We start from the raw sequence: 12719 nt of genomic DNA on the forward strand, positions 1-12719 counted from the left end.
GGAGTAGGAGCCGGAACGGCCCGGCGTGACGCCGGAGGTATGCCCGTTCGGGAGGACAGATGACGACGAACAGCTCCGTGATGGCGCGCCCTGCGATGGGGGCCCTGAACCCGGCGGTGACCGCGGCGCTGCTCGCGGCCGGCGTCGCCGCGGCGACCCTGGCGGGCGCCTGGTACATGCAGCTGGTCTGGGGGCTGCAGCCCTGCGAGCTCTGCCTGAAGCAGCGCTGGGCTTATTATGCAATCGTACCGCTCGCCCTGGTGATCGCGCTCGTGGCCGCCCGCGGCGCGCCGCGCGGATTGGTGCTGGCCGGGCTCGGCCTCATCGCGCTGGCCGCCCTCGGCAATGCCGGGCTCGGCGTCTACCACGCCGGCGTCGAATGGGGCTTCTGGCAGGGCCCGACCGAATGCACCGGGCCGATCGGCAATCTCGGCAGCGCCGGCAGCCTGCTGGAGCGGCTTGATAGCGTCCACGTCGTGCGCTGCGACGAGGTGCAGTTCCGCTTCCTCGGCCTGTCGCTCGCCGGCTACAGCGTGCTGATCTCGCTGTTCATCGCCGCCGTCGCCGGCTGGGGCGCCGCCCGGAGGCCAACTGCCGCCTAATCGTCGACGTCGTCCTGCGGCCGTCCGAACAGATGGACGATGCCGGGAGTGGCGATGGTGACGAACACGAAGCGCGAGAGGTGATGGGCGCCGACGAAGATCGGGTCGATGTGCAGGGTCAGCGCCAGCGCCATCATCGCGTCCATCGCGCCGGGCGCGAACGCCACGATGGTGTCGGAGAAGCGCACATGCGTGGTGAGCACGATGACAGCGACGAAGGCCGCCGAGATCGCGACCGCGATCGCGAACGAGCCCAGCGCGGCGCGGATGTGGCCGGCCAGGGTCTTGATCCGCATCCGCGCGAAGCGGCTGCCGATCAGGGCGCCGATGCCGACCAGCGCGATGCCGCGCATCCATTCCGGCAGGCCGCCCTCGACGAGACCAGCGCCGTGCAGGATGCCGCTTGCGACCATCGCACCGAACAGCCAACTCGCCGGAAACTTGATCAGCTGCATCAGCACCGCGGCGGCCAGCGAAGCCACCAGCAGTGCGAGCAGACCGAGCGGTGAGGCCACCGCCTGGGTCAGCGAGGGCGAGGACGACGGGGCCACGCCGGCGAGCGCGAGTACCAGCGGCAGCGCGGCGGTCAGGATGATCACCCGCAGGGTCTGCACCACCGCGATCGCGGGCAGGTCGGCGCCGCGCTCGACGGCGAGGATCGTGATCTGCGACAGCGCGCCGGGGCTGCCGGCGAGCAGCGCCGAGGTGCGGTCCCAGCCATGGACGCGCTGCAGATAGAGGCTGGAGCCGAAGGTCGAGCAGAAGGTCGCGAGCGCGAGCAGCGCGATCGTCAGCGGATAGGCGCTCACATGGTTGATCAGCTCGCGCGAGACCACCGCGCCGATCGAGATGCCGAGCAGCAGCAGCACGGTCTGGGTGAGGATCGGCGGCATCGCCAGCGGCCGGCCGGCGATCGCCGCGATCGCGGTCGCGATCATGGCACCCGAGATCAGGCCGCCCGGCAGGTGAGCGACGAGGAAGATCAGGCCACCGGCGGTGCCGAGGGCAAGCGTCTCGAGCGCGCTCAGGGTCTTGGCGCGGCTCGGCAGGTCGAACGGGAGGGAGGAGATGATCTGGCGCACGACGCGGCTTATGCCAAAAGCGTGCCTTGCGAACAATTCCCGCGGCTGCGCAGGCGCCATGCGCCCACGCAACGGCCGGCACCGTTCACTTCGGAGCCCGCTTCGAAACCCACTTGGGGATTCACTTCAGGAAGGTCACTTCGGCTTGTCGGCCGCGCTCGCAGCCGCGGCCTTGTCGCGCTTGCAGGCGGAGCGGAATTTGCCGCGGGCCCTGCCGCGCAGTCCCTGGTCATCGGCCTCCTTGGAGCAGGCGACCGAGATTGCCCGGCGCGCTGGCTTGTCCATCGTCGCGAACTTGTCCGTGGCGGCGTCGGGCCGCGACGGCAGCGTCAACGCCGGTTGCGACAAGGCGGGACCCGCAGCCAACAGGGTGGCGATGGCGGCGGCCGCAGCAGCCGCGCGGGCGGAAAGAGTCATGCTGAAATCCTCGATTGGACAGCGTCGCGCGCGTCCGACGATGCTGAACCCGGTGTGAATGGAATGGGCCGGATCGGCGCACGACGCAAATTATATTTTCGCGCGCTGGCGGTCCCGCCTGCCTTGTCGGCGGCGGGCCTCTCGCTAGAATTGTGGTCCCATTCATCATGCTCCACAGGGAGATCGAGAATGAGTTTTCAAGTTAGATCATTCGCCGCCTCGTCATTGGCGGCTTTGGCCGTTGTCGGCCTGACAGCGTTCGCCGCCGCACCGGCCCAGGCGCTGACCTCGCAGGAATGCAGCGCCAAGTACAAGCAGGCAAAGGACGCCGGTACGCTCAACGGCCAGAAGTGGAACGACTTCCGCAAGGCCCAGTGCGGCAGCGACGCGACCGCTGCCGCCCCTGCCGCGCCCGCGGCTCCGGCCGCTCCTGCTGCCGAGGCGAAGCCCGCGAAGGAGACCAAGGTCGCCCCCAAGGAGGCCGCCCCGGCCGCGGCGCCGAGCGGCCCCGCGGTGTATCCGACTGCGGTCGATCCGAAATATGCCAAGGAGACGGCCGGCAAGGCGCGGATGCATACCTGCGTCGACCAGTACAACGCCAACAAGGCGACCAACGCCAATGGCGGCATGAAGTGGATCGAGAAGGGCGGCGGCTACTACAGCGAGTGCACCAAGAAGCTGAAGGGCGCCGCCTGAGCGGGGTCGATTGAGCAGGCCATCTGCGGCCGGACGTGTCATGCGTCCGGCCGTTTCGATATCTCCGCTGCGCTCATGACGGTTGCCCTTGTCGGCGGCGGGGCCGCCCACAATTTGCGCCGGTCTGACCTACAAATTCGGCGATGATCGCAAGCCTCGGCCTCATACTGGTCTGCCAGCTGCTCGGCGAAGTCGTCGTGCGCGGCCTGGCGCTGCCACTGCCCGGACCCGTGCTGGGCCTGGTTCTGCTGCTCGCATTGCTGTTGCTGCGCGATCGGATCAAGCCGCTGGCCATCGGCCCGCTCGCCACGGACGAGGGCCGTGGCCGGATCGAAGACGTCAGCCGCGTGCTGCTCGCCAACCTGTCGCTGCTGTTCGTGCCGGCCGGCGTCGGCGTCGTGCAGAAGCTCGATCTCGTGGCGGCCCATGGCCTCGCGATCGCCGCGGTGCTGGTGCTCTCGGTGATCGCGACCTTGCTGGTCACGGTCGCGGCCTTCGTCGTGACCAGCCGGCTGCTGTCGCGGAACGGGCCGTCATGAGCGCAAATCCGTTTTCGCTCTGGGTCTATCTCGCCCAGTCGCCGCTGCTGTGGCTCACCGTGACGCTGGTCGTCTATGCGATCACGGATGCGGTGTCGCTGCGCACGCGACGGCATCCGCTCGCCAATCCCGTGCTGCATGCGATGTGGATCGTCGCCGCGTTCCTGCTCGTGACCGGCACGCCCTATACGACCTATTTCGCCGGCGCCCAGTTCGTGCACTTCCTGCTCGGTCCGGCCACCGTGGCACTCGCCGTGCCGTTGTACCGGAACCGCCGGATCGTGGTGCAGGCCGTCCTGCCGATGCTGGCCGCGCTGATGGCCGGCTCCATCACGGCCATCGTGTCGGTGGTCTGGCTCGCCGAGGCGTTCGGCCTGCCCCGCGAAATCGTGCTGTCGCTGGCGTCGAAATCGGTGACGGCGGGGGTGGCGATGGGGATCAGCGAGTCGCTGCACGCCGATCCGTCGCTGACCGCGGTCGCGGTCGTGCTCACCGGCATCACCGGTGCCATCATCGTCACGCCGCTGATGAACAGCACCGGCATCACCGATTTCCGTGCCAGGGGATTTGCCGCCGGCCTCGCCGCGCACGGCATCGGCACCGCGCGCGCATTCCAGGTCGACGCGCTCGCCGGCACATTTTCCGGCATCGCAATGAGCCTGAACGCGCTTGTTACCTCCTTCCTCGTTCCACTCGCCGTTACGCTGTTGGTCCGGTGATTTTCGGGCTTGCCTTTCCGATCCGGAAGTGAACCTGCTGCCGCGATGATTTCTGCTACCCAAGGCGTGCTCGGCGTGTTGTGCGGCGCGATGGTCGGGTTTTCCCTCGGCCTCGTCGGCGGCGGCGGCTCGGTGCTCGCGGTGCCCTTGATGGTCTATGTGGTCGGCGTGCCGGAGCCGCACATCGCGATCGGCTCGAGCGCGATTGCGGTCGCCACCAATGCCGCGCTCAATCTCGTCAACCATGCGCGCGGCGGCACCGTGATCTGGCCGATCGCGGCGCTGTTCGCAGCAGCCGGCATCGCCGGCGCCTTTGCGGGCTCGCTGCTCGGCAAGATGGTCGACGGCCAGAAGCTGCTGGCGCTGTTCGCGCTGGTGATGATGGTCATTGCCATGCTGATGCTGAAGACACGCGGGCGGATCGGCATCCCCGACGTCAAGATGAGCATGGCCAATCTGCCGGCCATCGTCGGTTTCGGCCTCGCCACGGGCAGCCTGTCCGGCTTCTTCGGCATCGGCGGCGGCTTCCTGATCGTGCCGGCGCTGATGGCCGCGACCGGCATGCCGATCATGAACGCAGTGAGCTCGTCGCTCGTCGCGGTGACGACCTTCGGTCTCACCACCGCGTCCAGCTATGCCTGGTCCGGGCTCGTGGCCTGGGATCTCGCCGGCCTGTTCATTGCGGGCGGTATCGCCGGAGGTCTTGCGGGCACGCGTCTGGCGCGCCAACTCTCGGAACGGCGCGGCGCATTGAACGTGGTCTTTTCCGTCGTGATTGCCGCGGTGGCGCTGTATATGCTGGCGCGCAGCCTGCTGCAGATCTGGAGCTGACCGTGCGATCGGAGACATGATGAAACGCAGCACCTCGGACGACATGGTCGCAGCTTTCGGCCGGCGCAGCTTTCTGACCCTTTTTGGCGCTGGTGCGGCCGGGTTGTCTTTGTGGCCCCGCGCGAGCCGCGCGGAGGACGTCGACGAGCCCGACGAGGCCTCGGTGCTGCGCGATCCGGATGCGCCCGTGCTCGGCAATGCAACGGGCGACATCGCGATCGTCGAATGGTTCGACTACAATTGTCCGTATTGCCGCAAGCTCGATCCCGAGCTGCAGCAGGTGGTGCACGACGACGGCAAGGTGCGCTGGGTGCTGAAGGAGTGGCCGATCCTCGGGCCGGTGTCGGTGGTCGCGGCGCGGATGGCGCTGGCCTGCAAGTATCAGGACAAATACGCGAAAGCGCATGACGCGCTGATCGGCACCAGCTCGAAGCTCACGGAGCCGCGCATCGACGAGCTGCTCTCTGAGGCAGGCATCGATGTCGACCGCGCCAAGCGCGATCTTGCCGCCAACGCCAAGGCCATCGACGCCATGCTGGCGCGTAACGACAAGCAGGCGCGGGGCCTGAGCTTCCGCGGCACGCCATCCTTCATCGTCGGCAAATTCAGGGTGCCCGGCGTTCTCACCATGGCCCAGTTCGAGCAGGTGATTGCTGACGCGCGCAAGGCAAGCGCGGCCAAATAGGCGTGGTCAAACAGGCCACTTCAAATCGGCCATGCGAAAGGCGCCTCGACACGGGTTCGAGGCGCCTTCAAAAGCGTCAGCGATGCGATGTGCCCGTCATTTCGACGAGATGCGAACCCAGTCGTCGTGCGCACGGGTCTTGAGCGAATTCCAGCTCTCCGCCGCAACGTCCCAGTTCACGATGGTCCGGCGCGTCTGCGCGGTCGGCCCGTTGGCGACCTCGGAGGTCTGCATCGAGTCATGGACGTAGACGCCGAGCCCCAGGATGAGCGCGCCCAGGATCATTCCTACGAAGGTCCGCATGGTCAGGTTTCTCCAGTGTGACGGCCGACAACGCCGCCCTCGCAGCTTGGTTCCGCAGGTCGTGCGGATGGTTCAACCGAGAGCACACACCTCAACTGCGTGATTTTTCGGGCCGCGATTCTGGCGCCGCGGTGACGAGATTGAGCGCTTTCAACTCGTCGGGCTTGAACGTGAACAGCTGGTCATGCGGCGTTTCCATCGCGTGCACCCAGACCTTGAGGTCGACGCCCATCTCCGCGAGATGACGCTGGCAGCGCGCCGAGATGTTCTGGGCGAGGCTCATGTCGTTGCCGGACCTGACGGCCGTCGCGGTGGTCGGGGCCGCGGCAATCTGATGCACGCCGATCGTCGCCCGGTCGCCGGCCCGCCGCTCGACACCGCCGGCGAACACCAGCGGACACGACGAGGCGCAGTATTTTCCCGCTTCCACCTCGGTGGCGAATTTTCGTGCACGAATCAGCCGGCCCATGGCCAACGCGTCGGCGACCGAGCCGCCCGGCGAATTCAGCACGATTGTCTTGACGTATTCGCCGTGCCGTTCAACCTCGTCCGCGAAGGCGCGCGCGCTGCCGGGCGTGATCGTGCCGGTCGCGAACAGCCGCGCGCCACCGCGCAGCTCGAATTGAATCGGCTGCTGCAAGGCGCGGTCGCCCTGCGGCAGCGGCATCAACCGCTTCATCAGCGGCGCCAGCACCGAGGGAGGCTCGGCCGGCAGATCCGGCTGCTCCCGCTGAATGTCGAGCTGAGGCGGGGCCGCATCGGATGAGACAGCTGGAGCATTCAGCTCGACGAGGTCGGCCACGAGGACCGCGACCGTAACGACGAGGATCGTGCGGAAAACCCAGCGCAGGATGCTCTCGTCCGGATTGTCGGAGAGCCAGGCATGGATGCGGCGGTTCAAAGCCGAGGCCATGGGACTACTTCCCAATCCTCGCCGAGGACAATGACGTGACGTTCTCGTCCGCAACGGCCGAGGCCGCGGGAGCCGGTTGCGGCTCGATAGGTGGCGCGGAAGGCACGTCGCCATGCGTGCCCGCAGGCGCGCGCGTCTCGGCGGCGCGCCTTGCGTCCTCGACCTCGCGAGCGATCTGCAGCGCAGTGACGAGGTCGCTCGCCGTCAGGTTAGAGGCGCTCACGGCCGGCAAGCCTTCGCGGCGAATCGCGGCATGGACGACACACAGGATCAGCACGAGCACCGCCGGCATCAGGTCGATGGAGATCGCGCCCGCCCAGCTCGGGATGAAGTCGCCAGCGTAGCGCAGCACGGCCTCCGCCGGCGACAGCGTCTGGAAGCGTGTCGCCTCGACGCGGGGCATCGCGAGAATCTTGTCAGCGGCGTCGGCGAGCGAGGCAGCCTGGGTCGCGATCGCGCTTTCGACCTTGCCCACGACGGCTGTCTGGCGCTCGGCCAGATCGCCGCTGCGTCCGCCCGCGGCGGGCGCGATGAAGCCGGCCGAGAGCGAGGTCGCGGCGCGCTTCACCGCAGGGGCCACCAAGGTCTGCTGCAGATTGGCAATCACGCCCATCAGGTTCAGCGACTCCGTCGCGAAGGCGTCGCTGCGCGTGGCGATCGGGCCGCGGTCGGAGATCAGCTCGCGCATCTTGGCGAGGCTCTTGCCGCCTTGCTCATAGAGCGCAGAGACCCGCTTGCCCGACTCCTGGACCTGCTGTCCCAGGCCGTCGAGCTGCGTGGACATCTGGGTGAGGAGCTGGACGACGGTCCCCGACCCGGACGTTCCCGTCAGCGAGCCCGCGCGTTCGGCCTCCGCGAGCTTGGCGAAGCGGGTGGAGGCGAGCTGAATGTCGGGTAGCAGGCTCTGTGCGGCAATCGCGTGGGAATTCGCGGTGTCGAGATCGCGCGTGTAGTTCTGCACCGTGATCGCAAGATGCTGCTGGATGGCGGCGGCGCCGGCGAGCGCCGATGCGTTCAGCCAGGATGACATGGCGACGATCATCAGCGAGCCGAGCAGCATGCAGCCGCCCATCAGCAGACGACCGATCGTGCCGGTGACGTGCGGCATGAACTGCATCATGAACACCCAGAAGGCGTAGATGCCGACCGAGACCGCGACCGAATAGATCACGGCGGCGAAGAACACCGTGGTCGGGCTGCCGTTGAGCAGCTCGCGAACGCCGAGATAGGTGTAGACGCCGGCAGCGAGCGCCAGGATGGCGGTCGTGAGCTTGAGCGTGACTTCGAGGCGGGTCACGCCATGCGCGAGCAGAACAGAGGTCGGACGGGCAGACGAAACCTGCGCGGCGGGCGCGGAAGGCGAGAGCATGAACGGTCCTTCGGCGGCATCATGACCGCCCTGAGCAGCGCCCCCGCTGTTTGGCCAAGCCGTTATCAATGCGGAGAAAATCGGACGAGATTATGTCGGCGGCCCTGCCGATCGGTGCGTCCCGTGCAAGCCGGCGCATCATCCCATCAGCCAGCGCAAGAGCTCCACATTCACCTCGCGCGGATAGCAATGGCTGAGATCGTCGATCTCCCGGTAGACGACATTGGCGCCCGATTTGGCCAGCGCATCGCAGGTGTGCCGTGCGATCTCCACCGGGAACATCCAGTCGAGCCGGCCGTGCACGATCTGGATCGGCAGGCCACGCAGGCGGTCGCGGTCGGCGATCTCAGCCATCAGCGGATGGAAGGTCGCGGCGACCGGCGCGAGATGGGTGAACGGCGAGCTGCGCTCCAGCCCGCTGACGTAGCAGAACGTGCCGCCGTCGCTCATCCCTGTCAGCAGCATCCGCGCCGGATCGATGGCGACGCGGCTGCGGACGAGATCGAGAATGCGCACGAGGTTCGGCGTGTCGGCATCCTCGCCCATCAGGGCCCAGGTCGGTCCCGTCGCGGTCGGTGTGACCAGGATGGCGCCGAGACTGCGCGCGGCGCGCAGCCAGCTCCACAGGAAGTCGCGGCCGTTGCCGCTGCCGCCGTGCAGCGCCATCACCAGCGGCCAGGCGCGGTCGGCCGTGTAGTATTCCGGGACATAGAGCGAAAAGCCGCCGCGGTTGCCGATCTCGTTGTGGTCGTGAAACACGGCGTCCTTGCCGGCGGACGCAGCCAGCAGCTGACGCAATGCATCGTCGCGCTCGACGGCCGGATCAAGGAAGAATTCGCTGAGAGGCGGCAGCGTCGCCGCCAGCGGAAACAGCGCCTCGAGCGCGCGCGGCAGCTGGCGGAGCGCGCGGAAGACGTCGACCAGATCGCCTTCGCCGCGCTGGACCGCGCGCAGGCCCGCGAACGACATCAGCGCGGCGTCGGCTGCGGTGTCGAAGGCGATGCGGATATGTGAGAAATCCGCCGGCCACGAGGTGAGATGTGCCCGCGCCGTGTGCAGGGCCTGCTCGGGATCACCGATGTCCGCCATCACGCGATCGAAATCCGGCGGGTTCAGATAGCGCGCGACGTAGGACAGCGCTTCGAGTGTCTGCAGCAGCGGCGGCAACACGATGAGGATGTCGTCCACCACGGCGTCCGTCATGCAGGTCTCCTTGGTGCATCGGGTTGAGACGTCTCACCCGCTTGCCGGCGAGCGCCCTCATGCAACGCAGAATCGGCGGTGCGGGCAATGATCATTTTCCGAACGTGTGTTCGCTGCGCGGCGCCGCAGTGTTGCGACGCGTTGCGCGCAAGTCAACACGGCGGAGGGCCTTCAAGTCTGCGTCATCGCGCGCAGCAGACGAAATCGGCAGGAATACACGCGGTGACGAAACTCGATTGACAAAATTCGGGCGCGATGTCGCACTTGATGAAAGCCAACGGCGCAGTTTCGGTTCCCGAAGGGAGCACATCGCTGGGTCAAAACTGCCGATCGGTTGCCAAGGGGGGACTCGCATATGACTCAATCGCCGTCGGCCGCGTTGATCAACGCGGTGCTTGCCATGGACGTCTACAACAGGGGCGTCAACCCGACGCTCGTGGTCAATTTCAATCGCATCGGAAGTTATGATCTGGTGGCGGGAAGCGTGACCTCGGCCGCCGACAATTTCGAGGCCGCAACCTATCAGCTCGCCGGTGATCCCTCGACGCGGATCATCTCGTTTCGCGGCACCGACAGCATCGCCGACGTGCCGGGCTGGCTGGGAGGCGCAGGACTCGCCGGCTGGCCGACGCAGTTTCCGGACGCGGAAGCCTACTACAAGACATGGGCGACGACGTCCCATGTGTCGTTGACGGGGCATTCGCTCGGCGGCGGACTTGCCGGCTACATCGCCGCGCTGAATGACAAGGTAGCTTACGCGTTCGACGCGATGCCGTTCGAGTTTGCCGCCGAAGTCCGCTACGATCAGCTGCACGGCTTCTGGGGCGCGCTCACGTCCCACCCCGTCGACCGTTACTCCGACATTCACATGGTCTCCGTCTCCGGCGAGATCCTGCAATATGTGCGGGCCGCAGCACCGGTGCTGGAAGCGCCGCTGGCGCTGCTGCAGCTCGGTCCCATCGATGGCGCGATCGCAATCGCCCATGCAGCGACCGGCATCGCGTCCGAGCAGAAGACCGTGCTCGGCTCGGGGACCGATCTCGGGCTCGATCCGGTCAGCCTGCACTCGATCGCGCTGCTCACGATGATGCAGTGGGCGAGCGACAACAACGCTCAGGATTGGAAGAAGGCTGCGGCCGTGCTGCTGGCGCCGCTCGAGGACGACGCGGTCGCCACGGCCGTCGGCATTCCCGCGGCCAGTGCGGCGAGCGGAGAAGGCTCGCCGGCGGCCAAGATGAAGGACATGATCGCCTACTCGACCGTGACCGATGCGACCGGTTACGGCAACAGCGCCGTGCAGGCGCTGTTCAACGGCGGCGATGTGCTCGGCAACAGCGTGAGCGCGAGCACGGCCGCCACCTATCTGAAGAATGGCGGGGTCGAGAAGGCGCTGGCCGAGATCGTGGTCGAATATTCGGCCCTGCTGGCGCAGAACCACGACGAGGTGACGACGGCGACACCGGGCGTGATCGGGCACGAGCACGGGATCATCTATCAGGACACGGCCAAGACCCTGCTGGTCGCGGATCTCTCATCCGATCTGTGGTCATCAGCCGCTACGGGATCCGCCGTCGACATCCTCGGCAAGGTCGCACTGATCGATGCGGTCGCGAGTTTCGACGGCGACAATGCCACCCTGATCGACATGGCGATCGGCGCGCTCTGGGGCGGCAAGACCGACAATCTGGATTGGCTCAGCGCCGCGCTGAGCGATGCCGCCACGACGGTGACGATCGACCCCGTAACCGGCGCGACGATTGCCGCGTCCGACGGCGCGCTGCTGATTGCAGGTGGCGGCAACGACACGCTGTTCGGCACCGGCAATGACGACCTGCTGATCGGTGGAGGCGGCATCGATATGCTGGACGGTGGCGCCGGCAACAACATCCTGGTGGGCGGTGTCGGGGCGACCTATGTGTACGCACCCGGCGACGGCAAGGACGTCATCATCAACGGCGTTGCATCGCTGTCGAAGCCGACCGGCACGCTCGACTTCGGCACGGCCTATGCGGCCGACAATTTCTGGTTCGCCAAATCGGGCAACGACCTCGAGATCGACGTTATGGGCACGCATCAGCAGGTCACCATCGCCGACTGGTTTCTCGGCGGCTCCTATCAACTGCAGGAGATCAAGGCCGGGGGTCTGGAGATCGACACCCAGGTATCGCAGCTGGTTCAGGCCATGGCGACCTATGCCCAGGCGCATCCGGGATTCGATCCGACTGCGGCCTCGCAGATGCCGACCGATCAACACCTGCACGAGATCGTCGCAGCCGCCTGGCACGTCAATGCGTGAGCGGCAACCACAGGCGACGGCTGCGGGCCGCCGCAATCGGTCGAGGAGGGAGCGGCTGCCTCAGTGCAGCCGCGGGCCCTTGAGCAGCTTGGTGCGATCGGTCGAGGCGACCGTGACGTCGAAGGTGACACCCTCGTGGTGGACGGTGAGCGGCACGTCGACGCCGGCGGCTCCGAGCGCCCAGAGCTTGCGATAGAACTCGCCCTGGCTCGTGACCTTGTCGCCATTGATGCCGAGGATCACGTCGCCGGCCTTGAGCTCGGCGCGCGCCGCCGGGCCGTTGTTGGAAACGCCGATCACCACGACGCGATCGTCGACCTCGGTCGAGTACATGCCGAGCCACGGGCGGGCCGGCTTGTTGACGCGGCCGAAACGCCGGAGGTCGTCGATGACGGGCTTCAGCAGGTCGATCGGCACGATCATGTTGACGTGCTCGGCCTTGCTGTCGCGTTCGCGTTCGAGCTGCAGCGATCCGATGCCGATCAGTTCGCCCTTGGCCGAGAGCAGGCCGGTGCCGCCCCAATTGGGATGGGCGGGATGGGTGAAGATCGCTTCGTCGAGCAGATACTCCCAGTAGCCGGTGAACTCCTGCTTGGCGATGATCCGGCTCGCGACCGATCGCGTCCGGCCGCCGGCACCGCCGAGCACGACCTGATCGCCGATCTTGGTCGCGGCCGAGGAGCCGAGCGGCAGCGGCGGCAGGTCGAGCGGCCCGAGCGCCTGCACCAGGCCGAAGCCTGTGGCGAAATCGAATCCGAGCACATGGCCTTCGACCACCCGTCCGTCGTTGAGGTGCAGCCAAACCGATTCGGCCTCGGTGATCAGATAGCCGATGGTCAGCACCAGCCCGTCTTCGATCACGACCGCATTGCCGGCGCGTTCGGTGCCCAGCGTTTCCGCACTGAACGCGTCGGGCGGAATGATCGCATGCAGGCCCACGATCGATGACAGGGCGTGGTCCAGATTGAACTTGTAGTCTTCGGCGCGAGGCTGGAAGGCGAACGGCACTTTCCATTCGGTCAAAGAAGGCATCACATTCTCCTGCTCTGTCGAACCCCGGGGGC

At 67.0% G+C, this 12719-nt stretch carries 14 protein-coding genes; 7 read left to right on the plus strand and 7 right to left on the minus strand.

Going from position 1 to position 12719, the window contains the following annotated elements:
- Positions 1-59: 59 nt before the first annotated feature.
- Positions 60-602, plus strand: coding sequence for a disulfide bond formation protein B (locus tag LQG66_RS28670; RefSeq protein ID WP_231319204.1), 543 nt, complete (start codon positions 60-62; stop codon positions 600-602).
- On the opposite strand, the gene LQG66_RS28675 is transcribed toward LQG66_RS28670, so the two are convergent.
- Entirely contained in the window at positions 599-1684 is a 1086-nt protein-coding gene (locus tag LQG66_RS28675; protein ID WP_231319205.1) for an AbrB family transcriptional regulator, read from the minus strand. The genes LQG66_RS28670 and LQG66_RS28675 overlap by 4 nt on opposite strands.
- 135 nt (positions 1685-1819) lie before the next feature.
- A complete protein-coding gene (locus LQG66_RS28680) occupies positions 1820-2101 on the minus strand; it encodes a hypothetical protein (protein ID WP_231319206.1) in 282 nt (93 codons plus the stop codon).
- 189 nt (positions 2102-2290) lie between these two features.
- On the opposite strand from LQG66_RS28680, the gene LQG66_RS28685 reads away from it, so the two are divergent.
- The 5 genes from LQG66_RS28685 (at position 2291) to LQG66_RS28705 (ending at position 5571) form a co-directional block, all read left to right on the plus strand.
- The gene (locus LQG66_RS28685) at positions 2291-2797 is read left to right on the plus strand and encodes a hypothetical protein (RefSeq protein ID WP_231319207.1); all 507 of its coding nucleotides are present in this window, start codon (positions 2291-2293) and stop codon (positions 2795-2797) included.
- A gap of 143 nt (positions 2798-2940) precedes the next feature.
- Positions 2941-3336, plus strand: coding sequence for a CidA/LrgA family protein (locus tag LQG66_RS28690; RefSeq protein ID WP_231319208.1), 396 nt, complete (start codon positions 2941-2943; stop codon positions 3334-3336).
- The gene (locus LQG66_RS28695) at positions 3333-4055 is read left to right on the plus strand and encodes an LrgB family protein (RefSeq protein ID WP_231319209.1); all 723 of its coding nucleotides are present in this window, start codon (positions 3333-3335) and stop codon (positions 4053-4055) included. The genes LQG66_RS28690 and LQG66_RS28695 overlap by 4 nt, the downstream gene beginning before the upstream one ends.
- Before the next feature lie 45 nt (positions 4056-4100).
- On the plus strand, positions 4101-4886 hold the full coding sequence (locus tag LQG66_RS28700) for a sulfite exporter TauE/SafE family protein (RefSeq protein ID WP_231319210.1): 786 nt from the start codon (positions 4101-4103) through the stop codon (positions 4884-4886).
- Between the two features lie 19 nt (positions 4887-4905).
- Complete coding sequence (locus LQG66_RS28705) at positions 4906-5571, plus strand: DsbA family protein (RefSeq protein WP_231319211.1); 666 nt, start codon at positions 4906-4908, stop codon at positions 5569-5571.
- A gap of 96 nt (positions 5572-5667) precedes the next feature.
- Here the strand turns inward: LQG66_RS28705 and LQG66_RS28710 are convergent, their stop codons facing one another.
- The 4 genes from LQG66_RS28710 to LQG66_RS28725 all read right to left on the minus strand — a co-directional run bounded on the left by LQG66_RS28710 (position 5668) and on the right by LQG66_RS28725 (position 9359).
- Positions 5668-5874, minus strand: a complete 207-nt coding sequence (locus LQG66_RS28710; RefSeq protein ID WP_231319212.1) for a hypothetical protein — start codon at positions 5872-5874, stop codon at positions 5668-5670.
- A 91-nt stretch (positions 5875-5965) separates the two neighbouring features.
- Entirely contained in the window at positions 5966-6787 is an 822-nt protein-coding gene (locus tag LQG66_RS28715) for a COG3904 family protein (RefSeq protein ID WP_231319213.1), read from the minus strand.
- Between the two features lie 4 nt (positions 6788-6791).
- Positions 6792-8156 (minus strand): hypothetical protein, encoded by a 1365-nt coding sequence (locus tag LQG66_RS28720; RefSeq protein WP_231319214.1) that lies wholly within the window; start codon positions 8154-8156, stop codon positions 6792-6794.
- A 138-nt stretch (positions 8157-8294) separates the two neighbouring features.
- Positions 8295-9359, minus strand: a complete 1065-nt coding sequence (locus tag LQG66_RS28725) for an alpha/beta hydrolase (protein ID WP_231319215.1) — start codon at positions 9357-9359, stop codon at positions 8295-8297.
- Between the two features lie 355 nt (positions 9360-9714).
- On the opposite strand from LQG66_RS28725, the gene LQG66_RS28730 reads away from it, so the two are divergent.
- Positions 9715-11655 (plus strand): Tle-like phospholipase domain-containing protein, encoded by a 1941-nt coding sequence (locus tag LQG66_RS28730; RefSeq protein ID WP_231319216.1) that lies wholly within the window; start codon positions 9715-9717, stop codon positions 11653-11655.
- A 60-nt stretch (positions 11656-11715) separates the two neighbouring features.
- Here the strand turns inward: LQG66_RS28730 and LQG66_RS28735 are convergent, their stop codons facing one another.
- Positions 11716-12687, minus strand: a complete 972-nt coding sequence (locus tag LQG66_RS28735; RefSeq protein WP_231319217.1) for a S1C family serine protease — start codon at positions 12685-12687, stop codon at positions 11716-11718.
- Positions 12688-12719: the final 32 nt, after the last annotated feature.

Origin of the sequence: Bradyrhizobium ontarionense (genome assembly GCF_021088345.1) — a bacterium.
Lineage (GTDB): Bacteria > Pseudomonadota > Alphaproteobacteria > Rhizobiales > Xanthobacteraceae > Bradyrhizobium > Bradyrhizobium ontarionense.

Coding starts and splice junctions, on each gene's coding strand:
- LQG66_RS28700 (WP_231319210.1), top strand. CDS start 4,101: ATGATTTCTGCTACCCAAGGCGTGCTCGGCGTGTTGTGCGGCGCGATG.
- LQG66_RS28735 (WP_231319217.1), bottom strand. CDS start 12,687: ATGCCTTCTTTGACCGAATGGAAAGTGCCGTTCGCCTTCCAGCCTCGC.
- LQG66_RS28685 (WP_231319207.1), top strand. CDS start 2,291: ATGAGTTTTCAAGTTAGATCATTCGCCGCCTCGTCATTGGCGGCTTTG.
- LQG66_RS28695 (WP_231319209.1), top strand. CDS start 3,333: ATGAGCGCAAATCCGTTTTCGCTCTGGGTCTATCTCGCCCAGTCGCCG.
- LQG66_RS28725 (WP_231319215.1), bottom strand. CDS start 9,359: ATGACGGACGCCGTGGTGGACGACATCCTCATCGTGTTGCCGCCGCTG.
- LQG66_RS28730 (WP_231319216.1), top strand. CDS start 9,715: ATGACTCAATCGCCGTCGGCCGCGTTGATCAACGCGGTGCTTGCCATG.
- LQG66_RS28705 (WP_231319211.1), top strand. CDS start 4,906: ATGAAACGCAGCACCTCGGACGACATGGTCGCAGCTTTCGGCCGGCGC.
- LQG66_RS28690 (WP_231319208.1), top strand. CDS start 2,941: ATGATCGCAAGCCTCGGCCTCATACTGGTCTGCCAGCTGCTCGGCGAA.
- LQG66_RS28720 (WP_231319214.1), bottom strand. CDS start 8,156: ATGCTCTCGCCTTCCGCGCCCGCCGCGCAGGTTTCGTCTGCCCGTCCG.
- LQG66_RS28710 (WP_231319212.1), bottom strand. CDS start 5,874: ATGCGGACCTTCGTAGGAATGATCCTGGGCGCGCTCATCCTGGGGCTC.
- LQG66_RS28670 (WP_231319204.1), top strand. CDS start 60: ATGACGACGAACAGCTCCGTGATGGCGCGCCCTGCGATGGGGGCCCTG.
- LQG66_RS28715 (WP_231319213.1), bottom strand. CDS start 6,787: ATGGCCTCGGCTTTGAACCGCCGCATCCATGCCTGGCTCTCCGACAAT.
- LQG66_RS28680 (WP_231319206.1), bottom strand. CDS start 2,101: ATGACTCTTTCCGCCCGCGCGGCTGCTGCGGCCGCCGCCATCGCCACC.